The sequence below is a fragment of the Tsukamurella sp. TY48 genome (assembly GCF_019656655.1).
In the GTDB taxonomy this organism is placed as follows: Bacteria; Actinomycetota; Actinomycetes; order Mycobacteriales; family Mycobacteriaceae; genus Tsukamurella; species Tsukamurella strandjordii.
In genome coordinates this window covers 1,326,286-1,352,002 of record NZ_BPMV01000001.1, presented here as the reverse complement: position 1 = coordinate 1,352,002, position 25,717 = coordinate 1,326,286, and the positions used below count along the sequence as shown (strand labels likewise).

At 71.3% G+C, this 25,717-nt stretch carries 28 protein-coding genes; 13 read left to right on the top strand and 15 right to left on the bottom strand.

Annotated elements, in window-relative coordinates:
* Window positions 1-53: 53 nt before the first annotated feature.
* A complete protein-coding gene (locus TTY48_RS06695) occupies window positions 54-320 on the bottom strand; it encodes a DUF202 domain-containing protein (protein ID WP_220656754.1) in 267 nt (88 codons plus the stop codon).
* Window positions 317-712, bottom strand: a complete 396-nt coding sequence (locus TTY48_RS06690) for a YidH family protein (protein ID WP_220656753.1) — start codon at window positions 710-712, stop codon at window positions 317-319. The genes TTY48_RS06695 and TTY48_RS06690 overlap by 4 nt, the downstream gene beginning before the upstream one ends.
* A gap of 122 nt (window positions 713-834) precedes the next feature.
* Between TTY48_RS06690 and TTY48_RS06685 the strand changes: the two genes are divergently transcribed.
* The 5 genes from TTY48_RS06685 to TTY48_RS06665 all read left to right on the top strand — a co-directional run bounded on the left by TTY48_RS06685 (window position 835) and on the right by TTY48_RS06665 (window position 4,442).
* Window positions 835-1,281: a hypothetical protein gene (locus TTY48_RS06685; RefSeq protein ID WP_220656752.1), complete on the top strand. Its 447-nt coding sequence runs from the start codon at window positions 835-837 to the stop codon at window positions 1,279-1,281.
* Window positions 1,282-1,313: 32 nt separating this feature from the next.
* Window positions 1,314-2,003 carry a hypothetical protein gene (locus tag TTY48_RS06680; protein ID WP_220656751.1) on the top strand — a complete coding sequence of 230 codons (690 nt, stop codon included), beginning with the start codon at window positions 1,314-1,316 and terminating at the stop codon, window positions 2,001-2,003.
* Window positions 2,000-2,545 carry an orotate phosphoribosyltransferase gene (pyrE, locus tag TTY48_RS06675; protein ID WP_220656750.1) on the top strand — a complete coding sequence of 182 codons (546 nt, stop codon included), beginning with the start codon at window positions 2,000-2,002 and terminating at the stop codon, window positions 2,543-2,545. Before TTY48_RS06680 ends, pyrE begins: the two co-directional genes overlap by 4 nt.
* Window positions 2,546-2,553: 8 nt before the next feature.
* Window positions 2,554-3,231 carry an RNA methyltransferase gene (locus tag TTY48_RS06670; protein WP_220656749.1) on the top strand — a complete coding sequence of 226 codons (678 nt, stop codon included), beginning with the start codon at window positions 2,554-2,556 and terminating at the stop codon, window positions 3,229-3,231.
* Window positions 3,232-3,320: 89 nt separating this feature from the next.
* Window positions 3,321-4,442, top strand: coding sequence for a glycoside hydrolase family 76 protein (locus tag TTY48_RS06665; RefSeq protein WP_220656748.1), 1,122 nt, complete (start codon window positions 3,321-3,323; stop codon window positions 4,440-4,442).
* On the opposite strand, the gene TTY48_RS06660 is transcribed toward TTY48_RS06665, so the two are convergent.
* From TTY48_RS06660 to TTY48_RS06645, 4 genes are read right to left on the bottom strand one after another with little or no spacing between them, the layout of a single operon-like run.
* Window positions 4,439-6,082: an ABC-F family ATP-binding cassette domain-containing protein gene (locus TTY48_RS06660; RefSeq protein ID WP_220656747.1), complete on the bottom strand. Its 1,644-nt coding sequence runs from the start codon at window positions 6,080-6,082 to the stop codon at window positions 4,439-4,441. The genes TTY48_RS06665 and TTY48_RS06660 overlap by 4 nt on opposite strands.
* On the bottom strand, window positions 6,082-6,717 hold the full coding sequence (locus TTY48_RS06655) for a DedA family protein (RefSeq protein WP_220656746.1): 636 nt from the start codon (window positions 6,715-6,717) through the stop codon (window positions 6,082-6,084). Before TTY48_RS06655 ends, TTY48_RS06660 begins: the two co-directional genes overlap by 1 nt.
* Before the next feature lie 6 nt (window positions 6,718-6,723).
* Window positions 6,724-7,443 carry a DedA family protein gene (locus TTY48_RS06650; protein ID WP_220656745.1) on the bottom strand — a complete coding sequence of 240 codons (720 nt, stop codon included), beginning with the start codon at window positions 7,441-7,443 and terminating at the stop codon, window positions 6,724-6,726.
* An 18-nt stretch (window positions 7,444-7,461) separates the two neighbouring features.
* Window positions 7,462-9,333 carry a Na+/H+ antiporter gene (locus TTY48_RS06645; protein ID WP_220656744.1) on the bottom strand — a complete coding sequence of 624 codons (1,872 nt, stop codon included), beginning with the start codon at window positions 9,331-9,333 and terminating at the stop codon, window positions 7,462-7,464.
* Window positions 9,334-9,383: 50 nt separating this feature from the next.
* Here TTY48_RS06645 and fbaA point away from each other — a divergent pair, with 50 nt between their 5' ends.
* Window positions 9,384-10,412 carry a class II fructose-bisphosphate aldolase gene (fbaA, locus tag TTY48_RS06640; RefSeq protein WP_220656743.1) on the top strand — a complete coding sequence of 343 codons (1,029 nt, stop codon included), beginning with the start codon at window positions 9,384-9,386 and terminating at the stop codon, window positions 10,410-10,412.
* 6 nt (window positions 10,413-10,418) lie between these two features.
* Here the strand turns inward: fbaA and TTY48_RS06635 are convergent, their stop codons facing one another.
* Together TTY48_RS06635 and TTY48_RS06630 are read right to left on the bottom strand one after the other, a co-directional pair.
* Complete coding sequence (locus TTY48_RS06635; protein WP_220656742.1) at window positions 10,419-10,952, bottom strand: hypothetical protein; 534 nt, start codon at window positions 10,950-10,952, stop codon at window positions 10,419-10,421.
* On the bottom strand, window positions 10,949-12,751 hold the full coding sequence (locus TTY48_RS06630; RefSeq protein WP_220656741.1) for a hypothetical protein: 1,803 nt from the start codon (window positions 12,749-12,751) through the stop codon (window positions 10,949-10,951). Before TTY48_RS06630 ends, TTY48_RS06635 begins: the two co-directional genes overlap by 4 nt.
* Before the next feature lie 105 nt (window positions 12,752-12,856).
* Here TTY48_RS06630 and TTY48_RS06625 point away from each other — a divergent pair, with 105 nt between their 5' ends.
* Together TTY48_RS06625 and TTY48_RS06620 are read left to right on the top strand one after the other, a co-directional pair.
* Window positions 12,857-13,276 (top strand): DUF3151 domain-containing protein, encoded by a 420-nt coding sequence (locus tag TTY48_RS06625; protein ID WP_220656740.1) that lies wholly within the window; start codon window positions 12,857-12,859, stop codon window positions 13,274-13,276.
* Complete coding sequence (locus TTY48_RS06620; RefSeq protein WP_220656739.1) at window positions 13,236-14,402, top strand: aromatic acid exporter family protein; 1,167 nt, start codon at window positions 13,236-13,238, stop codon at window positions 14,400-14,402. Before TTY48_RS06625 ends, TTY48_RS06620 begins: the two co-directional genes overlap by 41 nt.
* Window position 14,403: 1 nt before the next feature.
* On the opposite strand, the gene TTY48_RS06615 is transcribed toward TTY48_RS06620, so the two are convergent.
* Complete coding sequence (locus TTY48_RS06615) at window positions 14,404-15,039, bottom strand: hypothetical protein (protein ID WP_220656738.1); 636 nt, start codon at window positions 15,037-15,039, stop codon at window positions 14,404-14,406.
* Window positions 15,040-15,123: 84 nt separating this feature from the next.
* On the opposite strand from TTY48_RS06615, the gene TTY48_RS06610 reads away from it, so the two are divergent.
* From TTY48_RS06610 to TTY48_RS06590, 5 genes are all read left to right on the top strand, one after another.
* Window positions 15,124-16,410: an adenylosuccinate synthase gene (locus tag TTY48_RS06610; protein ID WP_220656737.1), complete on the top strand. Its 1,287-nt coding sequence runs from the start codon at window positions 15,124-15,126 to the stop codon at window positions 16,408-16,410.
* Between the two features lie 226 nt (window positions 16,411-16,636).
* Window positions 16,637-18,259: a hypothetical protein gene (locus TTY48_RS06605; protein ID WP_220656736.1), complete on the top strand. Its 1,623-nt coding sequence runs from the start codon at window positions 16,637-16,639 to the stop codon at window positions 18,257-18,259.
* Complete coding sequence (locus TTY48_RS06600; RefSeq protein WP_220656735.1) at window positions 18,259-18,882, top strand: LpqN/LpqT family lipoprotein; 624 nt, start codon at window positions 18,259-18,261, stop codon at window positions 18,880-18,882. The genes TTY48_RS06605 and TTY48_RS06600 overlap by 1 nt, the downstream gene beginning before the upstream one ends.
* 60 nt (window positions 18,883-18,942) lie before the next feature.
* Window positions 18,943-19,620, top strand: coding sequence for a response regulator transcription factor (locus TTY48_RS06595; RefSeq protein WP_220656734.1), 678 nt, complete (start codon window positions 18,943-18,945; stop codon window positions 19,618-19,620).
* Window positions 19,613-20,731 carry a HAMP domain-containing sensor histidine kinase gene (locus TTY48_RS06590; RefSeq protein ID WP_220656733.1) on the top strand — a complete coding sequence of 373 codons (1,119 nt, stop codon included), beginning with the start codon at window positions 19,613-19,615 and terminating at the stop codon, window positions 20,729-20,731. Before TTY48_RS06595 ends, TTY48_RS06590 begins: the two co-directional genes overlap by 8 nt.
* Here the strand turns inward: TTY48_RS06590 and TTY48_RS06585 are convergent.
* The 6 genes from TTY48_RS06585 to TTY48_RS21250 all read right to left on the bottom strand — a co-directional run bounded on the left by TTY48_RS06585 (window position 20,673) and on the right by TTY48_RS21250 (window position 25,609).
* Window positions 20,673-21,806, bottom strand: coding sequence for a glycosyltransferase (locus TTY48_RS06585; protein WP_220656732.1), 1,134 nt, complete (start codon window positions 21,804-21,806; stop codon window positions 20,673-20,675). The genes TTY48_RS06590 and TTY48_RS06585 overlap by 59 nt on opposite strands.
* Window positions 21,803-22,435 (bottom strand): D-Ala-D-Ala dipeptidase VanX, encoded by a 633-nt coding sequence (gene vanX / locus TTY48_RS06580; RefSeq protein ID WP_220656731.1) that lies wholly within the window; start codon window positions 22,433-22,435, stop codon window positions 21,803-21,805. The genes TTY48_RS06585 and vanX overlap by 4 nt, the downstream gene beginning before the upstream one ends.
* Window positions 22,432-23,469 carry a D-alanine--(R)-lactate ligase gene (gene vanA / locus TTY48_RS06575; RefSeq protein WP_220656730.1) on the bottom strand — a complete coding sequence of 346 codons (1,038 nt, stop codon included), beginning with the start codon at window positions 23,467-23,469 and terminating at the stop codon, window positions 22,432-22,434. Before vanA ends, vanX begins: the two co-directional genes overlap by 4 nt.
* The gene (locus TTY48_RS06570) at window positions 23,466-24,464 is read right to left on the bottom strand and encodes a D-isomer specific 2-hydroxyacid dehydrogenase family protein (protein WP_220656729.1); all 999 of its coding nucleotides are present in this window, start codon (window positions 24,462-24,464) and stop codon (window positions 23,466-23,468) included. The genes vanA and TTY48_RS06570 overlap by 4 nt, the downstream gene beginning before the upstream one ends.
* 70 nt (window positions 24,465-24,534) lie before the next feature.
* Entirely contained in the window at window positions 24,535-25,485 is a 951-nt protein-coding gene (locus tag TTY48_RS06565) for a PfkB family carbohydrate kinase (RefSeq protein WP_220656728.1), read from the bottom strand.
* A gap of 1 nt (window position 25,486) precedes the next feature.
* A complete protein-coding gene (locus tag TTY48_RS21250; protein ID WP_255585543.1) occupies window positions 25,487-25,609 on the bottom strand; it encodes a hypothetical protein in 123 nt (40 codons plus the stop codon).
* Between the last annotated feature and the right edge of the window lie 108 nt (window positions 25,610-25,717).

Sequence of the window (25,717 nt, the reverse complement as noted above, 5' to 3'; positions counted from 1 at the left end):
TTTCGTTGGGGTCACTTTCCAACGTGGCACGAGTCGGCCGGAAACGCACGCCGTCAGATCAGCCCGAGTCCAGCGGCGGACGCCAGCACCACCACCGCGCCGGACAGGAGCAGGGCGCGTCCGGCCCCCGTCGGCGCCCGGCCGAGCCGCACCGCCAGTCCCAGCCCCACCACCGCGACGGCCGCACAGAGGATCGCCGCCCACGCCCGCCCACCGAGCGTCAGCCGTCCCACCAGCGCCGCCACCAGCACCAGCGCCATCACAGTGCGGACCCGGGCGAGCTGCGTGCGCTCCGTCGCAAGGGTCGACGGGGCGCTCATGTGAAGGCGATCGCGGCGGCCAGCACCAGGCCCGCTGCGGCGATCGCCGCAGCGAGCACCACCGTGGCGGGGGAGCCGCCGGGTGCTCGGCCGGTGCGGATGGCTCCCTCGACGCGCAGCCACCGTCGGAAGGCGTACCCGGCGAGTAGCGCGGCGAGGACCAGCAGCACCACCACCAGCGGGGTGCGCACCGCCTCGGGCACCACCTCCGGGGCGAAGGCCTCCAACCCGACCGCGGCGGCGATCAGGCCCAGTGACGTGCGGATCCAGGCCAGGAAGGTGCGTTCGTTGGCGAGGGTGAATCGTGCGTCCGGCGCCTCGCCCTCGGTGAGCTCGCGGGGCGGCCAGAACCTGCGGAAAGCGGCCACGCCGACAACGCTAGCGGGGGTCATAGTGATTCGCCCGCCCCATTCACAGGTGCATCTCAGACACGGGGCTTAGTTTCTGCAGGGGTGGCACGGGAGCACGTGCACCATGGAATGAGGAGGATCGACACGGTGCGAGGAGGTGGCGCATGACCGACGAACCGCGGTCCCGCGGCCCCTGGCTCGCCACGATCCTCAGCCTCATCGGTATCGGCGTGGTCGGTGCCGGCATCGCCTACAGCCTGCACATCTCCTCCGAACTCGGCAGCGTGCGCCGGGCTGCGCCCGCGGCCTCCTCGGCCGGTGTGCCGGTGAATCAGAAGGTCTCCGGTGTTGCGATTACGCCTGGTCGCGAGGTGATCGGAGCGATCCTCAGCATCGATTCGTCGGTGGTCAAGGTGCGCTCGGCGCCCGGCGGGAACACCGTCGAACTCCGGACCGGACCGGAGACGCAGGTGACCACCACGCACGGCGGCAAGCTCACCGATCTCAAGGTGGGCGACGTCGTGATGATCCAGGTGAGCGCCGACGGTTCCTCGGCGCTGGCCATCTATGCCGGTCAGATCTCCGTGGCCGGTACCCCATCGGTCGGGTGAAACCGCCGACCGACCGGCTACTGTAGGTGGCGATGTCGTACGTAGTGTTCCTGATCCTCGCGGTGGTCTGCGCGGCGCTCGCCGCTGCTCTCATCTGGTACGACCGCGGGCACACGCCGAATGTCCACTCCGAGCGCGCGGCCTGGGCCGAGAGCCGCGAGTTCGTCTACACCGCGAAGGACCCGTCGCTCAAGGACGAGTTCCACCGCGGTGGCATGGCGATGCCCGGCGATCCGCCGGTGGTCGACGTGGCGCACGGCACCTACTTCGGTGCCAACGCCTACGTCTTCGACCTGGCCGAGAGCGCCACCATCGCCGCCGTGCACCGCGGCGCCACGTCGGGCGCCCTGCTCGACCTGCGCCCCGAGAACGCGCACCCGCCGACCGAGCCCGGGATGGAGCCCCTGGGCGCCCTGGGACCGCGGATCCTGTACACCAACAACGCCGAGGTGGGCCGCCGGGTGGCCGACCGCCGCATGATCACCTTCGCCGAACAGGTGCCCGCCCACATCGAGTCACTGTGGAACGAGGGCGCCTGGACGCTGGGCCAGATGCCCGCCACCGACGATCCCGACGATCTCGACGAGGCCCTCGAGGCCGTGCGCCGCTTCGGCGACCTGCTCCGCGTGCTCCCGCCGGAGGGCCACGCCCGCGTGGTCACCTCGGGCGGCCCCCGCGATCCGGGCCAGCCCGTTCCGGTGCGCTCGGAGTCCCGACGGTGAGCGCTCTCGATCCGGCGGCCAAGAGCCGACTCGCCGAACTGGTGCGCGAGCTCGCGGTGGTGCACGGCAAGGTCACGCTCTCCAGCGGTCGCGAGGCCGACTACTACGTGGACCTGCGCCGCGCAACGCTGCATCACGAGGCCTCGCCGCTGATCGGCCGCCTGCTGCGCGAGCTCACCGCCGACTGGGACTTCGCCGCGGTCGGCGGACTCACCCTGGGGGCCGATCCGGTGGCCACCTCCGTGATGCACGCACCCGGCCGCCCGATCGACGCCTTCGTGGTCCGCAAGGCCGCCAAGGCGCACGGCATGCAGCGGCAGGTGGAGGGCCCCGACGTGGTCGGCAAGCGCGTCCTCGTGGTCGAGGACACCACCACCACCGGCAACTCGCCGCTCACGGCGGTGCGCGCGCTGCGTGAGATCGGCGCCGAGGTCGTGGGTGTGGCCACCGTGGTGGACCGCGAGACCGACGCCGCCACCGTGATCGCGGCGGAGGGCCTCGAGTACCGCTCGGTGCTCGGCCTCGCCGATCTCGGACTCTGACCGAGCCCGTGAGCGAGTCCGACCTCGGTCCCACCGAGTGGGTGACCGGCGTGCCCGGACCGCACACCGTCGGGCTCGGACCCTGGCGCGACGAGTACGGAACCGAACCACCGCAGGACCCGAAGTACGACCCCGAGCTGCTCGCCGACGGCGACCGCCGCAACGTGGTCGACGGCTACCGGTACTGGACGCGCGAGGCCATCGTCGCCGACCTGGACACCCGCCGGCATCCGTTCGAGGTGGCCATCGAGAACCTCGGCCACGACGCGAACATCGGCACCGTGGTGCGCACCGCCAACGCCTTCGGCGCGAAGGCCGTGCACATCATCGGCCGCAAGCGGTGGAATCGACGGGGTGCCATGGTGACCGACCGCTACCAGCACATCCGGCACCACCCCGACGCCGAGGCCTTCGCGGCCTGGTGCGCGGAGCGCGAGCTTCCCATCGTGGCCGTCGACAACCAGCCCGGATCGGTGCCGCTGGAGCGGGGCTCGCTGCCCCGACGGTGCGTGCTGCTGTTCGGGCAGGAGGGGCCCGGCGTGTCCGGCGACGCCCGGCAGATCGCCGGGACCACGGTGTCGATCGCCCAGTTCGGATCGACCCGGTCGATCAACGTGGGTGTGGCCGCCGGGATCGCCATGCACGCCTGGGTGCGCGAGCACGCCGACCTCGACGCCGCCTGGTAGAGCGAGCCGAGGCCGTCCGGGCCCGAACTGCGACAGAAATCTCGCCGTCCGCTCAGACTTCGGTCGGCTAACCATGGTCTGATGTGGGTATGACGACGGCGGTGGAATGGAACCAGCGCGCGGCGGCGGCGCAGTCCGCGGTGGTGGACCGGCACGTCCGCCCGGTGTGGGGGATTCCGGGAACCCGGCTCGGGATCCCGGCGTACCCGCCCACCCGGCGCGACGCGCTGCTGCTGAGCTGGAACTACTGGTGGCAGGCGCACCTGCTGGACGTGGCGGTCGACGCCTACATCCGCGACGGCGCGCCCAGCACCCGCAAGCTGGTGGTCGAGCTGGCGCGCGGGCACCGGCTCCGGAACCTGTTGCGCGTCACCAACTCCTACTACGACGATATGGCGTGGATGGGGCTCGCCCTGGAGCGGGCGCAGCGGTACGCGGGCGTGAACGCGGCCCGGCGGCTGCGCACCCTGACCGGCACCTTCCTCAAGGCGTGGGTGCCCGAGGCGGGCGGCGGTATTCCGTGGCGCACCACGGGACTGTTCCTCAACGCACCGGCGAACGGACCCGCCGGGATCTACCTGGCGCGGATGGGGGAGTTCGAGCGCGCGGAGGAGACCGCCGACTGGCTGTACCGGCGCCTACTGGACCCCGAGACCGGGCTCATCAACGACGGCGTCGACGGCAGCTACGACGATCCCGAGAACGGAAAGCTGTACCCGGAGAAGTACACCTACTGCCAGGGCGTCACCATCGGACTCGACACCGAGCTCTCCGCCGACGACGATCCGGAGCACGCCCAGCGGGTCGCGAAGCTGATCGCCGCGGTGTCCCGGCGGATGACGGAGAGGCACGTGATCGCCGGTGGCGACGGCGGCGACGGCGGCCTGTTCAACGGCATCCTGATCCGCTACCTGGCGCTCGCGGCGGTGCAGCTGCGCGGCGGCCCCGGCACCGACGACGTGCGCGACGCCGCCGCCGAGATCGTCTTCGCCTCCGCGGAGGCGGCATGGCGCGGCGCCCGCGAGGTGGACGGCAAGGTGCTCTTCAGCGCCGACTGGACCCGCGATGCTCGCATTCCGGGCTCTACCGGCCAGGCGGCCTACTTCACCGGTGGCACAGTGCGTTCCAGCGAAACGCCGGAGCGCGACCTCTCGGTGCAGATCGGCGGCTGGATGGCCATGGAGGCCGCCGCGGCGCTCGCCCGGGCCTAGTCCTCGCTGAGCCGCCCGGCGTCCATCCGCCAGCGGCGGGTGGCGCGCACGGTGTCGAGCATGCGGCGATCGTGGGTCACCAGGATCACGGTGCCGTCGAAGGATTCCACGGCCTGCTCCAATTGCTCGATCGCGGGTAGGTCGAGGTGGTTGGTGGGCTCGTCGAGCACCAGCAGATTCACGCCGCGGGCCTGCAGCAGTGCCAGCGCGGCGCGGGTGCGTTCGCCCGGTGACAGCGACGATGCGGGTCGCAGCACGTGGTGCCCGCGCAGTCCGAACTTCGCGAGCAGGGTGCGTACATCGGCGGGCGGGGTGTCGGGGACCTCGGCGCAGAACGCGTCCAGTAGCGCGTCGTCGCCGAGGAAACGCCCACGCGCCTGGTCGATCTCGCCGATCTCGACGCCGGAGCCGAGCGATGCCGATCCGGTATCGGGCGACCGGCGGCCCAGCAGCAGCGACAGCAGCGTCGATTTGCCGGCCCCGTTCGGCCCCGTCAGCAGGATGCGGTCGCCGAACTGGACCGACGCCGTGATCGGCCCGACGGTGAGCCGCGGGAACTCCGCGGTGGCGCCGGACAGGGTGGCCACGACGGTGCCGCTGCGCGGGGCGGCGGCGATCTCCATCCGCAGCTCCCACTCCTTGCGCGGTTCCTCGACCACGTCGAGCCGCTCGATGGCCCGCTCGGTCTGCCGGGCCTTCGACGCCTGCTTCTCCGTGGACTCCAACCGCGCCTTCCGGCCCGCCTTATCGGGGTCCCCGTTCTTCATCTTCCGGCGTGCGTTCCGCACGCCGTGTTCCATCCAGTTCCGCTGCATCTGGGCGCGGTCCTGGAGATCGGAGAGCTTGCCGGCGTACTGCTCGTACTCCTCGCGGGCATGCCGCCGGGCCACCTCACGTTCGGTCAGATAGGCCGCGTAGCCACCGCCGTACACGCCGATCTGCTGCTGTGCCAGATCCAGCTCAACCACAGTGGTCACGGTGCGCGCCAAGAACTCCCGGTCGTGCGAGACCACCACGATCGCGGTCGCGGCATCGGCCACGAACCGCTCCAGCAGCTCCAGGCCGGCCAGGTCGAGATCGTTGGTCGGCTCGTCGAGCAGCAGCACGTCGTACCGCGAGGCGAGCACTGCTGCCAGGCCCGCGCGGGCGGCCTGCCCACCGGACAGTCCCGTCATCTCCGCGTCCGGATCCGGCAGCCCGACGTCCGTGAGGATCGCGGCCAGCCGCTGGTCGAGGTCGGCGCCGCCGAGCGCGAGCCAGCGGTCGAGGGCGGGCGTGTAGTTGTCCTCGGACGGATCGTCGGCGAGCGCTTCCGCCGCGGCGTTCATCGTCTCCTCCGCGGCCGCGACGCCGGTGCGGCGCGCCACGAACCGGGTGACGGTCTCGCCCGGCCTCCGCTCGGGCTCCTGCGCGAGGTAGCCCACCTGCGCATCGACGGGGGACTTCTCGACGGTGCCCGTCACGTCCGGTCCGCCGGCGGCGTGCTGCCCGGCGAGGAGCTTGAGCAGCGTCGACTTCCCGGCCCCGTTGGCGCCGACCAGCCCGACCACCTCGCCGGGGGCGATCACCAGGTCGAGGCCGGAGAACAGGCTGCGATCGGCGTAGGCGACGGACAGGTCGCGCGCCTGGAGGACGGTCACTAGTCCTCGAGATCGACGGAGACGTTCGGCTTGGCCATCTCGCGCCGGTAGCCCACGATCCCGACGATCGTGCCCACGATCAGCATCACGATCATGCCGCGCAGCGCCCAGTCCAGGACCCACTTGTAGTCCTGCAGCGCCGACGACGCGTAGTAGCCCACCAGGAGCAGGAAGGGGGCCCAGATCAGCGAGCCGAGGATCGAGGCGATGGTGAACTTGCGCTTGTCCATGCCCACCGCGCCCGCGACCAGCGGGCACAGGGTGCGGACCCACGGGATCCACCGGGCGATGAGCACGGAGAAGAAGCCGTGCTTGTCCATCAGTTCCTTGACCCGGTGCAGGTTGTTCGCGTTGAGGTAGCGCCCGTCCTGCTTGGCGAGCACGTGATCGCCCATCTTCTCGCCGATCCCGTAGCCCACGTGGTTGCCCGCGATGGCGGCGAGGAAGGCGGCCAGCGCCAGACCCCACACCGAGGCCGCCGAGTGGCCGGTGGTGGCCATGGCCAGGCCGGCGGTGAGCAGCAGGGAATCACCGGGGAGGAACAGACCGATGATGAAGGCGCACTCGGCGAAGACGAACCCGGCCACGACGAGCCAGATCATCACCGGCCCGGCGTTCTGGACGAATTCGAGCACGGCGGCCTACGCGCTGGCGGAGGAGTTCGCGCGGCGGTCGGACAGGTACTTCTTCGCGACGCCCCAGACGATCGGGAGCACCGACACCAGCACGATGCCGATGAAGATCTTGTCGATGTTGTCGCGCACCCAGTCGATCTGGCCCAGCCAGACGCCGAGCAACAGGATGCCGTCGCCCCAGATGATGGCGCCGATGGCGTTCCAGATGACGAACTTGACGTAGTTCATGTGCGCGGCGCCGGCAGCCACGGGCGCGAAGGTGCGCACGAAGGGCACGAAGCGGGCCAGCACCAGGGTGGCGGGGCCGTACTTCTCGAAGAACTCGTGCGACTCGTCGAGGTACTTGGTCTTGAGGAAGCGGGCGTCGGGCTTGAACAGCTTCTCGCCGCCGAAGCGACCGATGAAGTAACCCACCTGCGAGCCGAGGATCGCGGCGATCGGGACGCCGATCAGCAGCACGGGCAGCGACATCGCCGAGCCCGTGTAGGTGGCCTCGCCGACCGCGGCGCCGGTGCCGGCGGCGGTCAGCAGCCCGGCGACGAACAGCAGCGAATCGCCCGGGAGCACGGGGAACAGCACGCCGGACTCGATGAACACGACCAGCAGCAGACCCACGAGCGCGATCGGCCCGAAGGCGTTGAGGACGGCCACCGGATCGGTGATGTCCGAGATCGAGAAGGCCTGAAGGGTGGTCGAAGAGGCCAGCGTCAGGTCATTGAAATACACCTGGCAAGGATACCGGGTCTATTTGAGTAGTTCGTCGATGTAACACCAGCGCCAGGACTCCCCGGGCTGGAAACTGCGGATCACGGGGTGGTTGGTGTGCTCGTGATGGGCCGTGGCGTGCTTGCCCTCGGAGCTATCGCAACAACCCACGTGTCCGCAGGTCAGGCACAGTCTCAGGGCCACGGGATTCTCGCCCGCCGCGACGCATTCGAGGCAGTTCTCGCTCAGCGGAATCGGATCGTTGAACGAATCGGACACACGGAGGTGATCGCACTCGTCGGACGTCCACGGCGGGGTCAGCAGTTCGGCCACGGCCACGCGCTCGCTGCGGTTCGCCGAGACGGTGAGCATGGCCTCCTCGACGTCGAGCATCGCCAGCACCTGCTCCAGCACCTCGTGGTCGCCCTGCCCGTTGTCGCGCAGCCGCAGCACCTCCGCGCGCTCGGCGTCGAGCATCTGCAAGCGCACCTCGCGGACCTGCGCCGCCGGGGTGTCGTGGGATTCCGGGCCGAGCCGCTCCCAGAAGGAGCGCTCGCGGCTGATGGCGCGCTCGCGGATCCCGTCGATCACCGGCGCGGGGACGGTGTTCTGCGGGCTCGCCTCGATCTGGTCGAGCCGCTCCAGGCCGGCGTTGATGGCCGAGCGCATCACCACGGCCTGCTGCAGGGCGTCGGTGCGGGCGTTGGGGCCGCGCACGTGCAGCACCCGGGCCAGCGCGGGCAGCGTCGAGCCCTGGATCAGCAGGCTGCCGGCCACCACCGTCATGGCGGCGAACAGCAGCACCTCCCGGTCGGGGAAGTCGAGCGGGAGGATGAACGCCGCCGCCAGGGTGACCACCCCGCGCATCCCCGCCCAGGACAGCACCGTCACCTCGCCCACGTTGAGTCGCTGGGCGGTCTCGTCCACCCGGACCGCGACGAGCGCGGCGGGCGCGCAGAAGACCATCCGCGCCAAGATCACGGTCACCATGACGGCGGCGCAGGTGGTGAGGATCAGCGGCCAGCCGATCGGCGAGGCGTCGGCGCCCTCGAAGATGGTGCGCATCTGCAGGCCGATCAAGAGGAAGACGGCGTTCTCCAACAGGAACTGCACCGTGCTCCAGTTGATCCGCGCCGACATCCGGCCCACCGCCGTCTGATCGGTGGGGGCCCAGAAGCCGACGATCAGCCCGGCCACCACCACCGACACCACGCCCGAGGCGTGGATGTGCTCGGCCGGCAGGTAGGCGATCCACGGGCTGATCAGCGTGATGCCCGTGGTGAGGATCGGATCGGTGACCCGGCGCAGCGCGTAGCGGATCAGCATCGCGGCCAGCACGCCCACCGCGACACCGCCCACAGCGCTGAGCGCGAACGAGCCGAGCACCTGCCAGAAGCCGATGGTCCCGGCCACCGCGGCGATCGCCGTGCGCAGCAGCACGATGGAGGTGGCGTCGTTGAACAGCGATTCACCCTCGAGCAGAGTGGTCACCTTGCGGGGCAGGCCGATGCGGCGGCCCACGGCGGTCGCGGCCACCGCATCGGGCGGCCCGACGATGGCGCCCAGCGCCAGTCCCGCGGCGAACGGGATGTCCAGCAGCCAGGACGTGACCACGCCCACGGCGGCCGCGGTGAACAGCACCAGGCCCACCGAGAGCATGCCGATCGGGCGGATGTTCTCCTTGAAATCCACCAGCGAGGCCCGCGACGCCGCGGCGTACAGCAACGGTGGAAGCAGGCCCAGCAGAACCACATCCGGGTGCAGCGGCACCTCGGGGATCTGCGGGATGAACGAGGCGGCGATACCGATCACGGTGAGCACCAGCGGCGCGGCCAGACCGAGTCTGTCGCAGAACGCACTGACCACCAGAACGGTCGCTACCAGGGCGACCAGCCCAACTGCGAGCTCCATGGCGATAGTCTGACACTGAAGTAACGCAGACCGCTCAGGAGGACATAGACATGCCCATCGCAACCCCCGAGGCCTACCGGGAGATGCTGGACCGCGCTCGGAAGGGCGGTTACGCCTTCCCCGCCATCAACTGCACGTCGAGCGAGACGATCAACGCGGCCATCAAGGGCTTCGCCGACGCCGGCAGCGACGGCATCATCCAGTTCTCGACCGGTGGCTCGGAGTTCGGCTCGGGCCTGGGCGTGAAGGACATGGTGACCGGTGCCGTGGCGCTGGCCGAGTTCGCGCACGTGGTGGCCGCGAAGTACGACGTCACGGTCGCGCTGCACACCGACCACTGCCCCAAGGACAAGCTGGACGGCCTGGTCCGCCCGCTCATCGAGATCTCGCAGGAGCGGGTGAACAACGGCCAGAACCCGCTGTTCCAGTCGCACATGTGGGACGGCTCGGCCGTGCCGCTCGACGAGAACCTGGAGATCGCCCAGGAGCTGCTGGCCAAGTGCAAGGCCGCCAACATCATCCTGGAGATCGAGATCGGCGTGGTCGGCGGCGAGGAGGACGGCGTCGAGAACGAGATCAACGACAAGCTGTTCACCAGCAACGAGGACTTCGGCAAGACCGTCGACGCCCTGGGGGCCGACGGCTACCTGCTGGCCGCCACCTTCGGCAACGTCCACGGCGTGTACAAGCCGGGCAACGTCAAGCTGCGTCCCGAGGTGCTCCGCGACGGCCAGGCCGTGGCCTCGGAGAAGCTGGGCCTGCCCGAGGGCAGCAAGCCCTTCTCCTTCGTCTTCCACGGTGGCTCGGGCTCGCTCAAGAGCGAGATCGAGGAGTCGCTGAGCTACGGCGTGGTGAAGATGAACGTCGACACCGACACCCAGTACGCCTTCACCCGCCCGGTGGCCGGCCACATGTTCAGCAACTACGACGGTGTGCTGAAGATCGACGGCGAGGTGGGCAACAAGAAGACCTACGACCCGCGCGCGTACCTGAAGAAGGCCGAGACCTCGATGGCCGAGCGTGTCGTCGAGGCCTGCAACGACCTGCACTCGGCCGGGAAGTCGATCAGCGCGAAGTAGTACCCGCTAGGCCAGGGCCACGCCCACGACCACGGCCAGCACCAGGAACACCATGACCGCGGCCGCCGCCCATTCCGGGCCGGTGAGCCGCGGTCGTGCGTGGGGGGCCGGGTGCGGTTGCGGCGCCGGTTCCGCCGGGGCGGCCGCCGCGGCGGGCGCGGGAGCCTGCGGTGCAGGAGCGGCGGGCCGTGCGGGCTCCGCAGCCTGCGGCGGCAGCGGCCGGCGCATGGTCTCGGCGTTCGGGGCGATCTGTCGCTGCGGCGCGGGCTGTCCGGGCCGGGCCGGGCTGCGCGGGGTGCGCGGCGGCGGCTTGATCCGGGACGAGCCGCGCGCGATCTGTTCGGTGTTCGACGGTGCCTGCGGCTGCGGCACTTCCGAGTAGGCCAGTTTCGGGGCCGACGGTGCCGGGCTCGGCTTGCGCATCGGGGCCGCCTGCGTGGACGGTGCCGGGGGTTGCTGCGGGCCCGGGCCGCTCGCCGGGGGCGCCGCGTCGGCCGGGCGTCCGGTGCGCCGCGTGGGGTGGTCCGAGGGCGAGGTCATGGGGCGCCCATCTGCGTGCACACCTTCCAGGCCCCGCCGCCGTCCTTGGACAGGTTCAGGGTGTTCTTCACCTTGGCGTCGGGCTGGCCGGAGTAGTGCACCTCGACCTGGACCTCGGCGCGATCGTCCTGGATGGCGACGGCCTGCAGGCTGTCGAGCTCGGGGAGCAGGCCGTCGGCCTTGGCGTTCGTGTGCACCCGCTGGAACTCGTCGGGTTCGATCCCGTCGTAGTACTGCTTCGCGGCGCCGCAGGTCTGCTCGCGCAGTGCAGTGAGATCGCCGCTGTTGACGGCGCCGACGAAGGAGGTGGTCGCGGCGGCCGCCTGCTGGCGCGGGTCCGACGGATCGGTCGTGCCGCCGCCACCGGTCAGCAGCAGCACCGCGGCGACGATCGCGGCGATCACCACCACTGCGGCCGCCACGATCCACTTGGTGCGACCGCCCGACTTCTCCGGCGGCGTGGTGCCCTGCGCGGTGGGCGCGTAGTACTCGGGGACCGACCGCTCGGCGGCGGGTGCGGGCGGCGCGTCCGGCGTCGCCGGCACCGGGGCCTGCTCGGTGGGTGCCGCCGCGGCAGCGGAGGCACCGGACAGCGGGATCATCTCGGTCGCGGGCGTCGCGTCCGGCAGCTCGTTCCGCTCGGTGTCGATGACCGCCTGGTCGGGCTGCGCAGTCGCGACGGGGATGGCCTCGGTGGCCGCCTCGTCAGTGGTGTCCTCAGACTCGGAGGCGTCCTCCTCCGGTGCGGGCGCCTCGGTAGCGGGCCGCTCGACGACGGGGATCGCCTCGGTCGCGGCTTCGGCGTCGTCCTCCGGTGCGGGCGCCTCGGCCTCGGCCTCGGCCTCGTCATCGGGGTCGGGGTCGGGGTCGGTCGCGTCGGCGTCGGCGGCCGTCGAAGGCACGGTCGCGGCGGGGCCGACGGTCCGCAGCGGTGACGGTGCGGCCGTGTCCGGCGCGGTGTCCTCCGCGTCGTCGGCTGCGGCCTCGGGCTCGTCGGCTGCGTCCTCGTCCTCGGCGACGTCATCCGGGGTGTCCGCGTCGTCGGCGGCCGCGTCCTCGGTCGCCACGACGGGTGCGGAGGCGACCGGTCCCACGGTGCGCAGCGGCGAGGGCGCCTCGGCCGTCTGCTTCGCTGCCTCCTCGTCGGCCTCGTCGGCCTCGTCGGCCTCGTCGGCCTCGTCGGCCTCGTCGGCGGTCTCCGGCTCCGAGTCGGCCTCGTCGGGAGTCGCGGTGTCGTCGTGCTCGACCTGATCGCGCTGCACCACCGGGATGGCCCGGGTCTCGGCTTCGCTCGGCGCGGCGGCCTCGTTCTCGGTCTCCGCGGATTCCGTCGATTCCTCGGTCTCGGCGGAGTCCTGAGCCTCGGGCTCCTCGTCCTTCGCGGCGCCGGCGCGCTGGGCCACGGGGATCACCCGGGTCTCGGCCTCGGAGGCGCTGACGGCCTGGGAGCGCGCCGGCTCCTCCTCGGCCTGAGCCTCGCCGGACTGAGCCGCGTCGGCCTCGTCGGGCTTCGCGGCCGCGGCGAACGCGGTGGTCTCGGCCTCGCTCGGCGCGGCGGGCGGCGCCGCGGACTCGACGAGCTCGGCGAGCGAATCGGAATGCGAGGGCGTCACCGCGTCGCCGGGGGCGCTGCCGAGCGCCTTCGCGGCATTCGTGGCGCGGGCGTCCGGACGAGCCGCCTCCCGCGTCTCGCGGAACGTGCGATAGGCGGAGTACGCGTTCTTGGCGCCTTCGGAGACCCGCGGTGCCACCTGATCCCGCACTCGCGAGAACGCCCGCCGGTATGAATCCCGCGCCATTGATCAGCCATCCCCTCAGTCACCGTCGAACGTCCTCCGCAGTCGGCACGCCGCGTGCGGAACACCTGACAGACTAGCCGCCCGCCCTCGTGCAAGACTGGGACCATGACGTCGTTCGGTGATCTCCTCGGCCCGCCCCCGGTGCTCCTCGACATCGACGAGGAACCCGAATTGCAGCTGACCAAGGGCCGCCCGGCGGTCGAGGTCGCGGCCGAGAACCCCACGTCCTCGCTGGCCTGGGCCACGCTCGCGGAGGCCGCCCTCGCCGATGGCCAGCCCGTCGCGGCGTACGCGTACGCCCGCACCGGCTACCACCGCGGCCTGGACCAGCTGCGGCGGCAGGGCTGGAAGGGCTTCGGCCCCGTCCCGTACAGCCACGAGAACAACCGCGGCTTCCTGCGGGCGGTCGCGGCGCTCGCACTCGCCGCCAAGACCATCGGTGAAGAGGACGAGTACCTCCGCTGCCTCGACCTGTTGAACGACAGTGACCCCGAAGCCGCCGGCCGGCTCGGCCTCGCCGACTAGTCGCCTCCGGCGGCGGCACAACGAGCTGCCGCAGGTCATCCAGAGCCGCACCCGGCGGCTGTGGAGTTCCAAGCTGCCGATCCTGCAGTGCGCGCTCGCCGCGGGCATCGCCTGGTACATCGCGAACGACCTGGTCGGGCACGTCTCGCCCTTCTTCGCGCCGATCGCCGCGGTCATCTCGCTGGGACTCTCGCTCACCCAGCGGCTGCGCAGGTCGCTCGAACTCGTCGGCGGCGTCACCGTGGGTATCGGCGTCGGAGACCTGCTGGTCAGCCAGATCGGCACCGGACCGTGGCAGCTGGCCCTCGTGGTGGCGATCGCGATGTCGGTCGCCGTGCTGGCCGATCGCGGGCCCCTGGTGCCGATGCAGGCCGCCTCGTCCGCGGTCCTCATCGCCACGCTGCTGCCGCCCGGCTCGGCGGCCAGCTGGAACCGCATGCTCGACGCCCTCATCGGCGGACTCGTGGGCGTGGTGATCGCCGCGCTGATCCCGAACAACCCCGCGCGCCGGCCCCGCAAGGACGCCGCGAAGGTGCTCGACACCATGCGCCGCGTGGTGGCCTCCATCGCGGCCGGACTGACCGACGGTGACCGTTCCTCGCTGGACTGGGCCCTGGAGACCGCCCGCTCCACCCAGCCCGATCTGGACCAGCTGACCGCCGATCTGGCGGGCGGCATCGAGATCGCCAAGGTCTCGCCGGTGTTCTGGAGCTCCCGCGGCCGGATGGACCGGTTGCAGGCGATCGCCGATCCGCTGGACAACGCGGTGCGCAACATCCGGGTGATGGCGCGGCGCGCGATCGCCTCGAACCAGGAGGGCGAGCGGATCGACCCGGCGCTGATCACCGAGGTCGGCAGGCTCGCCGAGTCGTTCAAGATCCTGCGGGACGTTGTGCTGGCGGAGCCGGGCGCGAAGCCCGATCAGGCGGACGCGGCCCGCGTGCTGCGGTCGGCGGCGCGGCGCGCGAACCAGCTGCACGTCGAGGACGGCGGCTCGCTCAACGAGATGGTGATCTACGCGCAGCTGCGCTCGACGATCGTCGACCTGCTGCAGGTCGCGGGCCTCAAGCGCACCTCGGCGATCGCGGTGCTGCGCGCGCGTCCCAAGCCCGAGCAGCCCACCTGAATCAGCTGATCAGCAGCCAGTCGTCGGTGTGCCGGTAGAAGGTCGAGCGGGTCACCACCGTCGGATCGGTGCGGCCGTCGCGGGTCACCACGAGCTCCAGGCCGCCGGTCTGTGCGGCGCGTCCGGTCACCCACTTGCGGCGCATGCCCTTGGCGAGCCGCGCCCGCACGCCGGCCCCCTCGCCGGTGGGCTCGACGATGATCGCCTTCGCCTGCCCGGTGAACAGTTTCTCCGAATCCACGAAGGTCTCGCCGGTCAGCGGCCCACCGTCGGGTCCGGTGATCCGGGCCTGGCCCACCAGCACGAAGCCGCGGTCGTCGCGGATCAGCGGCACCGAGCGCGGCGCGCCGGTCAGCGGATCGCCCGGCGGGTAGATCGCCGACGCCCGCGAGTTCTCGGACGGCGCGAAGGCCACCTCCACGTCGAGCCGCTCGGCCGCGAGCAGCCGCGCGATCACGGCCGCGAGCAGCTCGTCCGGGCCGGCCACGACGAGTCGCTTGGGGTACGGCATCTTCTTCTTGAGTTCGGCCTTGACCGAATCCAGGTCGACGGTGACGGTCTCGAGGTCGCGCAGACTTCCGGGGATACGGACGTCTGGCGCACGCAGCACGACGGTGCTCTGGGTCACGGAGCTCACCGCACCTACTGTAAGGTCGCAGTACGGCTCACAAGAATTCGAGGTGAATCCAGTGCTGGATTGTGAGCCGGAAGGAGATCGTTCATGCCCGCGATCGTGCTGATCGGCGCCCAGTGGGGCGACGAAGGTAAGGGAAAGGCCACCGACCTCCTGGGGGAGAAGCTCCAGTGGGTGGTGCGGTACCAGGGCGGCAACAACGCCGGCCATACCGTGGTCCTCCCGAACGGCGACAAGTTCGCACTCCACCTCATCCCGTCGGGCATTCTGACCCCGGGCGTGAAGAACGTCATCGGCAACGGCGTGGTGGTCGATCCGTCGGTCCTGCTGCAGGAGCTCGACGGACTGGAGGCCCGCGATGTGGATACCTCGAACCTGCTGATCTCGGCCGATGCGCATCTGCTGATGCCGTACCACGTGGCGATCGACAAGGTCACCGAGCGCTTCCTCGGCAACAAGAAGATCGGCACCACCGGTCGCGGCATCGGTCCCTGCTACCAGGACAAGATCGCCCGCGTGGGCGTGCGGGCGCAGGACGTGCTCGACGAGTCGATCCTCACGCAGAAGGTCGAAGCGGCACTGGAGTTCAAGAACCAGGTGCTCACCAAGATCTACAACCGTCGCGCGCTCGACCCGCGTCAGGTGGTCGACGAGACGCTGGAGCTCGCGGAGAGCTTCAAGCACCGCATCGCCGATACCCGGCTGGAACTGAACCTGGCGCTCGAGCGCGGGGAGACGGTGCTGCTGGAGGGCTCGCAGGGCACCCTGCTCGACGTCGACCACGGCACCTACCCGTTCGTCACCTCGTCGAACCCCACTTCCGGCGGCGCGTCGGTGGGCTCGGGTATCGGTCCCACCCGGATCACCACGGTGCTCGGCATCCTCAAGGCGTACACCACCCGCGTGGGCTCGGGTCCGTTCCCCACGGAGCTCTTCGACGAGTGGGGCGAGTACCTGGCCAAGCACGGCGGCGAGGTGGGCGTGACCACCGGCCGCGCGCGGCGCTGCGGCTGGTTCGACGCCGTGATCGCCCGGTACGCCACCCGCGTCAACGGCATCACCGACTACTTCCTCACCAAGCTCGACGTGCTCAGCTCGATCGAGAACGTGCCGATCTGCGTGGCCTACGAGATCGACGGCGTCCGCTACGACGAGATGCCCACCACCCAGTCGCAGGTGCACCACGCGAAGCCGATCTTCGAGACGATGCCCGGCTGGTGGGAGGACATCTCCGGCTGCCGCACGTTCGAGGAGCTGCCGCAGAACGCGCAGAACTACGTGCTGCGGCTCGAGGAGCTCTCGGGCGCGCACATCTCGTGCATCGGCGTGGGCCCGGGCCGCGACGAGACGATCGTGCGCCGCGCCATCGTCTAGGCCGCACGTCCGGGCGGACCGCCCGGTGGTGAGACGGTCCTCACAGCGTCCACGGGTAGCGGCCGCGGGGTTCCGGCCTTAGGGTTACCAACGTTGGCCGAACAGCAACCTTGGTTGTTGATATTGCACAGCGAAACGCGGTGCCGGCCTTCGGAACTCGGGTCTCCGGCGATGCCGTCGCGGAGGCTCATCTCCCGTGCCGGTCCTCTCATACCCTGGGGCGCTCATGCAGCTGAAGACGTGGAAGTCCATCCGTAGTGGCGCGCTGACATCGGTGCTCGCCGCCGCCACCGTGGTCGGGGTGGTGGGTGCCCAGCTCGTGGCCCCGCCGACCGCGGAGCGCGCGGCGCCGACCGTCGAATACGTCCTCACCGCGGGTGATCCGACCGACGGTGCCGGCGCCTCGTCCGGCGCGGATTCGTCCGGATCATCCTCCACCGCAGACGATTCCAAGGGGGCCGCCGCCGCGGGCTCCGGCGACACCGGTGCCGCGGCCGGGCCGGCCACGGCCGATGCGCCCACCGCCGACGAACCGAAAACCGACACCCCCAAGGCCGGGGCCTCGACGGCCGGATCGTCCGCGACCGAATCGACGGACGGTCCGAAGACCGAAACCCCCAAGACCGAAACCCCCAAGACCGAACCCCCCAAGACCGAGACGCCCAAGACCGAGACGCCCAAGACCGAGACGCCCAAGACCGAGACGCCCAAGACCGAGGCGCCCAAGACTGAGGCGCCGAAGACCGAGACGCCGAAGACCGAGACGGCCACGACCGAGGCGCCCAAGACCGAGGCGACCGCGTCGCCGGCGACCGGCGCCACCGCACCGTCCGACGGCGCGACGTCGGCGGATGCGTCGAAGCCGACGATCACACCGTCCGCGGGCTCGGGCACTGCCACGACCGTCCCGGCCCCGCAGAGCCCGTTCGTGCAGCTCGCACAGTCCCTCGGTGGCGCGGTGGGCGGCCTCCTCGGCACCGGTGCGGGCGGCGTGGTCGGCGTGGTCGGTGGCGCCGATTTCGCCACTCCCGCACGGACCTTGGGCTCCTCGCTCGGCTCCGCGATCGCGGCGGTGGCCGCCGGTACGGTCGAGGGTGCGGCGGGCGAGCTGATCGGCTGGAACCACGGACTGGACCTGATCGGCGGCGGCCTCGGCATCGCGGGTGCCACGGTCAAGGGGCTGACCACGGAGCTGGCCCGCAGCCTGCCGGGCGTCGGCGGCGCTGTCCTCACCTCCGCCGAGCAGGTGCTCGTGCCGCTGTCCAAGACCGTGGCCGGAGCCACCGGCACGGCGGTCGGCGGCGCGATCGGAACCTCGCTGGCCGCCGTCGCCTCCGCTGCCGCCTCGGTCACCGGCGTCGGCGTGGTCCTGGTGCCCTTCCTCGCCGCGGGCCTGCCCTACGCCGGCGCCCGCATCGGCGGATCGATCGGCGGTGTTGTGGGCGATGTGGTCGGCGACGCACTCACCGGCGGCTTCAAGGCCGCCGCCGCGGGCGGCGACATCGGTGGGATCATCGGCGGCGGTATCGATTCCGCGACCTCCGGCACCCCGCTGCTCGCCGCGCTGCGGGCCTCCGCCGACGCCGCGCTCAAGGGTGCCGGACAGGCCGGCCCCGCAGGCGCCGTGGTCGGCGCCGCGACGCAGTTCCCCACGCTGGGCGCAGCGGTCGGCGAGCTCATCGGCAAGGTCGGCGCATCCCCGTTCGACGTCCCGGGACTGCCCCGGATCGTCGGACCGACGGCCGAGCTCATCGGGCGCACGATCGGTGGCGGCATCGGCGGCGCCGCGAACCTCGCCGTCGGCACGATCGGCGGCCTCATCGGCGTCACGCTCGGCAAGGAGAAGTAGTGCGCCGCACGCTCTCCGCCGTGGTGGCGGTCGCGCTTCTCGCCGCCGGAGGATGCTCGGGGTCCGGCGACGAGGCGCCCACGAGCGCCTCCGCCGCGACCGATATGACCCTCGACGAGTACCTCAAATCGCACGGGGTCACCGTGGTCGCGCAGACCGCCGCCGACCTCAAGGGTGTGCGCATCGCTGTCCAGCAGCCACCGAACTGGTTCGTCGACAGTGCCTTCCAGCTCCCGAACACCTTCGCGGTGATCGCCAACACCCGCGCCACCAGCGACGGTTTCACACCGAACGCCACCGTGCTCGTGCACCGGCTCACCGGCGATGTCGATCCCGCCGAAGCGGTCCGCCGCGGCCCCGTTGACACCACGCGGTACCTCGGATTCCGGCAGGACGCCGTGCAGGTGGGCACCCGCGACGGCGACCCCTCGTCGACGATCAGCGGCAGCTACGACGACGGTAAGGGCCGCCGGCTCGCCGTCTCCTCGACCTACGTCATCCACAGCACCAAGGATCAGCGCCTGGCGGTCCAGCTCCTGGTGACCACCACCGACAAGCAGGCGAACGACCTGCGCGGCGATGTCCGGACCCTCACCGACGGCCTGAAGATCACCGACGCCTGACTGCGCCGATCCGCGGAAATCGATACGCCCGCGATAGGTGGCGGCTCGTAGCATGGGGTCATGCGTGTCCTGGTCGTCGAAGACGAGCTGTATCTGGCGGAGGCGGTGCGCGACGGCCTCCGCTTGGAGGCGATCGCCGCCGACATCGCCGGGGACGGCGATACCGCGCTGGAGTTGCTGGGCGTGAACTCCTACGACATCGCGGTGCTGGACCGGGACATCCCCGGACCGTCGGGCGACGAGATCGCGGCGAGCATCGTGGCGTCCGGCACGGGTATGCCGATCCTCATGCTCACCGCCGCCGACCGGCTCGACGATAAGGAGTCCGGCTTCGAGCTGGGTGCCGACGACTACCTGACCAAACCCTTCGAACTGCGGGAGCTGGTGCTGCGGCTGCGCGCCCTCGATCGCCGCCGGGCGCACAGCCGCCCGCCGGTGCGGGAACTGGCGGGGCTGCGGCTGGACCCGTTCCGCCGCGAGGTGTACCGCGACGGCAGGTACGTGGCCCTCACGCGCAAGCAGTTCGCGGTCCTCGAAGTGCTGGTCGCCGCGGAGGGCGGCGTGATCAGCGCAGAGGAACTGCTGGAGCGGGCCTGGGACGAGAACGCCGACCCGTTCACCAATGCCGTGCGGATCACGGTGTCGGCGTTGCGGAAACGCCTCGGGGAACCGGGCATCGTGGCCACGGTGCCGGGCGTGGGCTACCGCATCGACACCGGCGGGGTCGCCGATGCCTAGGCGGCCCGGGCTCAGCGTCCGCCTCAAGCTCACGCTCAGCTATGCGGCCTTCCTCATGGTGGCCGGCGGGCTGCTGCTGGCCGTGGTGTGGGTGTTCCTGCTGCGCTACGTGCCCGAGGTGATCGCGGTCCCGTATCCCGGGCCCCGGGAACCGGGCTCGGGCGCGGGCCCGCAGCTGATGGGGATCCCGAATCGCGCCGACCTGCAGACCGCGTTCGCGCCCAAGGCCTTCCTGATGCTGGGCTTCCTGCTGGTCTTCGGTCTGATCGGCGGGTGGCTCCTGGCCGGCCGCATGCTGGCGCCGCTCACCCGGATCACGCACGCCACGCGGCTCGCCGCGGACGGCTCGCTCGCGCACCGGATCCAGCTGGAGGGCCGCGACGACGAATTCCGGGAACTGGCGGACAGTTTCGATGCGATGCTCGCGCAACTGGAGGCGCACATGGCCGAGCAGCAGCGCTTCGCCGCCAACGCCTCGCACGAGCTGCGCACTCCGCTCGCCATCACGCAGACCCTGCTCGAGGTGGCCCGCAGCGATCCGAAGCGCGAGGACGACGAGCTGGTCGAGCGGCTCCACTTCGTGAACACCCGCGCCATCGACCTCACCGAGGCGCTGCTGATGCTCAGCCGCGCCGACCGCCGCTCCTTCGCCCGCGAACCGGTCGACCTGTCGCTCATCGCGGAGGAGGCCGTCGAGACCCTGCTCCCACTCGCGGAGAGCCGCGGCGTGGGCCTGGAAGCATCCGGCGACATCACCCCCACCGCCGGCTCCCCGGCGCTGATCCAGCAGGTGGCCACGAACCTCGTGCACAACGCGATCGTGCACAACCTCCCCGGGGGCGGCAGCGTGCGGGTCGACACCCGCACCGACTCCGGCAGCGCGATCCTCACGGTGGAGAACACCGGCCCGCCGCTCAGCCCGCAGGTGGTGGCCACCCTCACCGAGCCCTTCCAGCGCGGCACCGGCCGGATCAGCGGCGACCACGCCGGAGTCGGGCTCGGCCTCGCGATCGTGGACCGCATCGTCCGTGCGCACGACGGTGCGCTCGCCCTCACGCCCCGGCCCGACGGTGGCCTCCGGGTCGTGGTGCGCCTGCCCGCCGCGCCCTGACCGCGTCGAGCGCCCGCACCGCCAGGAGATCGCCCGCGTCCGCCGCACCGACGGAGGCGGCGCGGTCGGCCATCGCCGCGATGCGGTCCGGCGCGAGCAGGAGGGGGACGAGCGTCCGTTCGATCCATGCCGCATCGAGCGCGGCATCGTCGATCACCACCCCGCCACCGGCCGCGACGGCCGGTTCGGCGTTGCGCCACTGCTCGCCGCCGCGGAGCGGGAGCGGGACGTAGGCCGCGGGCAGGCCCACGGCGGCGAGCTCGGCGCAGGTCATCGCGCCGGCGCGGCAGATCGCGAGATCGGCTGCGGCGTAGGCGTATCGCATCGCGTCGACGTAGGGCACGGCGACGTATCCGGGACCGGACGGCGGCACGTCGCGGCCGGGGCCGGTGATGTGCAGGACCTGCACCCCCGCACGCAGGAGCGCCGGCGCCGCGGCGGAGGCGGCCGCGTTGATCGTCTCGGCGCCCTGGGAGCCGCCGGTCACCAGGAGGACGGGGCCGTCCGCGCGGAGCCCGAACCGCCCTCGTGCCGCCGCGCGCACCGCGCCGCGGTTCAGCGCTGCGATCTCCGGTCGCAATGGGATACCGAGCACGGTGGCGTGCGGCAGCCGCACGCCGGGGACCGCGGTGAAGACGCGGTCCGTCAGTCGGGCGCCGATCCGGTTCGCGATGCCGGGGAACGCATTCGCCTCGTGCACCAGGATCGGGATGCCACGGCGGCGGGCCGCGAGGTACGCCGGGAGGGCGACGTAGCCGCCGAAGCCCACCGCGACCTCTGCACCGGTGCGGTCGAGCACCGCACCGGCCGCGCGGACCGCCGCCGCGAGCCTGCCCGGGGTGCGGAGCAGCTCGACGCCGAGCGAGCGTGGAAGCGGTACCGGCGCAATCAGTGCGAGCGGATACCCGCGTGCCGGGATCAACGCGGTGTCGAGTCCCCGAACGGTGCCGAGGGCGGTGATCGCGGCCGCGGGTTCCCGCCGGCGGATCGCGTCGGCGAGGTTCATCGCGGGTTCGATGTGCCCGGCCGAGTGGCCGCCCGCCACCACGATCCGGGGTGGAGCCTCCGGGGTCATGCCGCGCGGTGTCCCACGGAGACCGTGATCGGGAAGTCGAAGTACGTGTTCGGGAAGGGCTCGTCGCGCAGCGTGTAGTGCCACCACTCGCTGGGGTACCGCAGGAATCCGGCGTCCTCCATGACCGCGCACAGGCGGCGGCGGTTGGCCGCCGCCTCCGGTGGGACGCCGGGGGCCTCGTGGTGCGAGAGCGCATCCATCAGATCGTGGCCGCCACCCATATCGGCGAGCTCGCCGGTGTCACGGTGGTACAGCGTGAGATCCACGGTGCTACCGCGGCTGTGCCCCGAACGCTCCGCCACGTAGCCCCCGTCGAACATGCCGCGCTTGTCGATGTTCGGGTAGTGCCGGGCCTTGGTGCGCCCGGTCTCGGGCTGCCGCGACCACCGCACGAAGTGGTCGACGGCCCGCTGGGGCCGGTACCCGTCCCACAGCAGCAGGCCGAAGCCGTGCTCCTGGGCGTGCTCCTGCGCGGTCCGCAGGGCCGCGCAGAGGGCGCGGGTGCCCACGATCCGGTTCGCCAGGTAGCCGTCCACCGGTGTGCCGGTGAAGTTGTCCCACGTGGCGTATTTGGCGTCCCAGCGGATTCCGGGGACGTACTCGTCGACGAAGACGAAATCGGTGTTCATCGTGCACCTCCTGTGCGGGCGAGGGAGACGAGCCGGTCGATGACATCGGAGAGGGGAATGCCGGCGGCCGCCATCATCCGCGGATAGCGGCTGTACGAGGTGAGTCCCGGCAGGGTGTTCACCTCGTTGAGGACCACCGCACCGTCGGGCCGCAGGAACAGGTCCACTCGTGCCAGGCCCCGGCAGCCCAGCGCGCGGTACACGGCGATCGCGGTCTGCTGCACCAGCGCCCGCGATTCGGCGGGGATGTCGGCGGGCACGATCGGGGTCGAGTTCTCGGATCCGGTCTCGGGGGAGTCCTCCTGGTGGATGCGGAAGAAGCCGTGCGAGAGGGCGATGTGGTCCACCTCGCCGACGGTGAGGCCGCGGTCATCGCCCAGTACGGCGCAGCCCACCTCGCTGCCGGTGACGGCGGCCTCGATGAGCACCTTCGGGTCGTACTCCCGGGCGGTGGCGATCGCCCCGGGCAGGTCGTCGGCGCTGGTCACCTTGGTGACGCCGAACGATGATCCCGATCGGGCGGGCTTGACGAACGCCGGGATGGGCAGTGATCGCGGTGTGGGCCGCTCGTCGGTCACCGTCCAGAACTCCGGCGTCGGGATCCCGGCGCTCGCGGCGACCACGTAGGCGAGCGACTTGTCCATGCAGACGGCGGAGCTCTGCACATCACATCCCACGTAGGGCACGCCGGACAGCTCGAACAGGCCCTGCACCGCACCGTCTTCGCCGTACCGTCCGTGCAGCACGGGCAGCAGCACATCGAGCCGGATGCTCCGGAAGCCGTCGCCGGCGCGCACGAGGAGTCCGTGATCGCCGCGGTCGGGGGACAGCAGTACCGGCACCGAATCCGCTCCGTCCCAGCCCTCGTCGGGTCCGGAACACAGCCGCCAGGCCCCGTCACGGGTGATCCCGATCCAGAAGGGCTCGTAGCGGGCCGGATCGAGATGCTGCGCCACCTCGCGCGCGGACTTCACCGAGACGGGGTGCTCCTCGGACATTCCGCCGAAGACGATGCCGATCCTGGTCCTGCTCATGCGATCTCCCGCTTCTCGAAGTTGACGCAGTTGATCAGGCTGTTCTCCACCGTGTCGCGGAGCGCGTGATCGGTGAAGTAGGCGGTGTGCGGGCTGATCACGGCGTTCGGCAGGTGCTGCAGACGCAGCAGCGCGGAGTTCTCGACGGGGTGCTCGCGGCGGTCGGAGTAGAAGATGCCGTGCTCACCCTCGATCACGTCCAGACCGGCGCCGCCGAGACGGCCGCTCTCCAACGCGTCGACGAGGGCATCGGTATCGATCAGTGCGCCGCGGCCGGTGTTGATCACGATGGCGCCCGGCTTCATCCGCCCGATGCGCTCGGCGTCCAACAGGTGGTGGGTCTCCAGGGTGAGCGGGGTGTGCAGCGTGACGATATCGCTCTGCGCGAGGAGATGATCGAGATCGACGTGGCCGTCGTGGGCCCGGATGTCGGAGGTCAGGGTCCGGCACCCGAAGCCGGTGAGCCGGTCGAGGACGGCGCCGCCGATGCGGCCCGCGCCCACCACGCCGACGGTCAGATCCCGCAGCTCCCGGCCGCGGCGTCCGCTGAGCCGGTAGTCGTGGGAATCGGTGCGCCGCACCATCGCCTTGGCATCGCGGATCGCCATGAGCATGAGCATCAGGGTGTAGTCGGCCACGCTGTCGGGCGAGTAGTCGACGTTGCCCACCGTGATCCCGATGCCGGCGGCGTAGTCCACATCGATGTGGTCGAAGCCGGCGCTGCGGGTGGAGACGTACCGCACGCCGATCCGGCTCAGCGCCAGCAGAACGGGATTCGGCACCGGGGTGCGGTGGCCCACGCTGATGGCGCGCCGCCCGAAGGCCAGGAGGACGTTCTCCTCCGACAGGGGCATCTCGGTGATGATGAGGGGCACTCCCCACCGGGGAGCGGCCGTGCGGAACAGGGCGGCCTCGTCGTCCACGCAGCCGTAGACGGTGATGCCGGTGGGGCGCGGTGCACGGACCGCGATCGGAGCGATCGTCGACTGGGTCATGCACCCAGTCAACGAGGCCGGGTGTTGCCGGGGCGTATGCGTTTTTCGATACGTCGGCGATATCCCGGCGTCAGCGCAGGGTGGGGTCCCCCGCGCGGACGACCTCGACCTCGTCCCGCGACGGTGCATGGGCGCCCGCTCGGCTCACCGTGAGCGCGGACGTGATCACCGCGCGGTGCAGCGCGGGCTGGACGTCGCTCCACTGCGCGGACCGCAGTCGCCGGGCGGCGTACCGCGATCCCAGGTAGCCGGCCTCCAGCAGGCCCGAGACGAGTCCGGCCATGAACGAGTCACCGGCACCCACGGTGTCCGCGACCTCGACGGTCAGCTGGTCCACGTGCAGCATGTCCCGGTTCCCGGCGAGCAGGGCGTAGGCGCCCCACGGCCCGCGGGTCACCACCACCAGTGCCGGACCGGCGGCGATCCAACGGCGCATCACGTCCTCGACCGGCTCACCGGGGTGCAGCCAGGCGATGTCCTCATCGCTGGCCTTCACCACGTCCGCGAGGCCGATCAGCTCGGTGATCCGCGGCAGCACCGCCTCGGGCGTTCCCATGAGCGCGGGCCGGATGTTCGGGTCGTAGGAGATCGTGGCGTGGTCGCGGATGCGGGCGGCGATGTCGCGCACACCGTCGGCCCCGGGCGCGAGCGTGGCCGCGAAGCTGCCCGTGTGCAGGTGCCCGTACCGCTCGAGCCCGCCCACCGGCGGCACCTGCCAGCCGAGGTCGAACTCGTAGGTGGCCCGGCCCTCGGCGTCGAGGTGCGCGTACGCGAGCGGGGTGGCCGGCGCACCGTCGGTGCCCGGAACGATCTCGACCCCCGCGCGGGTGGCGGCGTCGGTGATCCGCGCGCCGCGTTCGTCGCGGCCCCACCAGGACAGGATCGAGGCCGGGTCGCCCAGCGTCGACAGGCCGCAGGCCACGTTGAACAGGCTGCCGCCCACGTGCTCGGCGGGCTCGGTGCCCTCGCGCAGCACGACGTCGACGAGGGCCTCGCCGAGGCACAGGGTCCGGTCGGTCATATCAGTGTCCCTTCGCGGCCTGCGGAGCGTCGTCGTCGACGCCCACCGCGGCCTCCATCTCTTCGAGCGGGACGCCCGTGGTCTCCGGCATCACGCGGATCACCCAGACCAGCTGGAGGATCATCACCACGAAGGATATGGAGAAGGTCGTGCCGCCGCCCAGCGCGGGTGGCCGTTTCTCCGTGGAACAACGGGGCGAACGCGCGGCGACGGATCTGCGGCGTGCTTCCGG

Excerpts from the sequence above, each read along its gene's own strand:
- TTY48_RS06635 (WP_220656742.1), bottom strand. The coding sequence starts at position 10,952 with ATGACCTCGCCCTCGGACCACCCCACGCGGCGCACCGGACGCCCGGCC.
- TTY48_RS06630 (WP_220656741.1), bottom strand. The coding sequence starts at position 12,751 with ATGGCGCGGGATTCATACCGGCGGGCGTTCTCGCGAGTGCGGGATCAG.
- TTY48_RS06645 (WP_220656744.1), bottom strand. The coding sequence starts at position 9,333 with ATGGAGCTCGCAGTTGGGCTGGTCGCCCTGGTAGCGACCGTTCTGGTG.
- TTY48_RS06585 (WP_220656732.1), bottom strand. The coding sequence starts at position 21,806 with ATGACCCCGGAGGCTCCACCCCGGATCGTGGTGGCGGGCGGCCACTCG.
- TTY48_RS06595 (WP_220656734.1), top strand. The coding sequence starts at position 18,943 with ATGCGTGTCCTGGTCGTCGAAGACGAGCTGTATCTGGCGGAGGCGGTG.
- TTY48_RS06625 (WP_220656740.1), top strand. The coding sequence starts at position 12,857 with ATGACGTCGTTCGGTGATCTCCTCGGCCCGCCCCCGGTGCTCCTCGAC.
- TTY48_RS06665 (WP_220656748.1), top strand. The coding sequence starts at position 3,321 with ATGACGACGGCGGTGGAATGGAACCAGCGCGCGGCGGCGGCGCAGTCC.
- TTY48_RS06695 (WP_220656754.1), bottom strand. The coding sequence starts at position 320 with ATGAGCGCCCCGTCGACCCTTGCGACGGAGCGCACGCAGCTCGCCCGG.
- TTY48_RS06685 (WP_220656752.1), top strand. The coding sequence starts at position 835 with ATGACCGACGAACCGCGGTCCCGCGGCCCCTGGCTCGCCACGATCCTC.
- vanA (WP_220656730.1), bottom strand. The coding sequence starts at position 23,469 with ATGAGCAGGACCAGGATCGGCATCGTCTTCGGCGGAATGTCCGAGGAG.
- TTY48_RS21250 (WP_255585543.1), bottom strand. The coding sequence starts at position 25,609 with ATGATCCTCCAGCTGGTCTGGGTGATCCGCGTGATGCCGGAGACCACG.
- vanX (WP_220656731.1), bottom strand. The coding sequence starts at position 22,435 with ATGAACACCGATTTCGTCTTCGTCGACGAGTACGTCCCCGGAATCCGC.
- TTY48_RS06565 (WP_220656728.1), bottom strand. The coding sequence starts at position 25,485 with ATGACCGACCGGACCCTGTGCCTCGGCGAGGCCCTCGTCGACGTCGTG.
- TTY48_RS06570 (WP_220656729.1), bottom strand. The coding sequence starts at position 24,464 with ATGACCCAGTCGACGATCGCTCCGATCGCGGTCCGTGCACCGCGCCCC.
- TTY48_RS06610 (WP_220656737.1), top strand. The coding sequence starts at position 15,124 with ATGCCCGCGATCGTGCTGATCGGCGCCCAGTGGGGCGACGAAGGTAAG.
- TTY48_RS06680 (WP_220656751.1), top strand. The coding sequence starts at position 1,314 with ATGTCGTACGTAGTGTTCCTGATCCTCGCGGTGGTCTGCGCGGCGCTC.
- fbaA (WP_220656743.1), top strand. The coding sequence starts at position 9,384 with ATGCCCATCGCAACCCCCGAGGCCTACCGGGAGATGCTGGACCGCGCT.
- TTY48_RS06690 (WP_220656753.1), bottom strand. The coding sequence starts at position 712 with ATGACCCCCGCTAGCGTTGTCGGCGTGGCCGCTTTCCGCAGGTTCTGG.
- TTY48_RS06590 (WP_220656733.1), top strand. The coding sequence starts at position 19,613 with ATGCCTAGGCGGCCCGGGCTCAGCGTCCGCCTCAAGCTCACGCTCAGC.
- TTY48_RS06605 (WP_220656736.1), top strand. The coding sequence starts at position 16,637 with ATGCAGCTGAAGACGTGGAAGTCCATCCGTAGTGGCGCGCTGACATCG.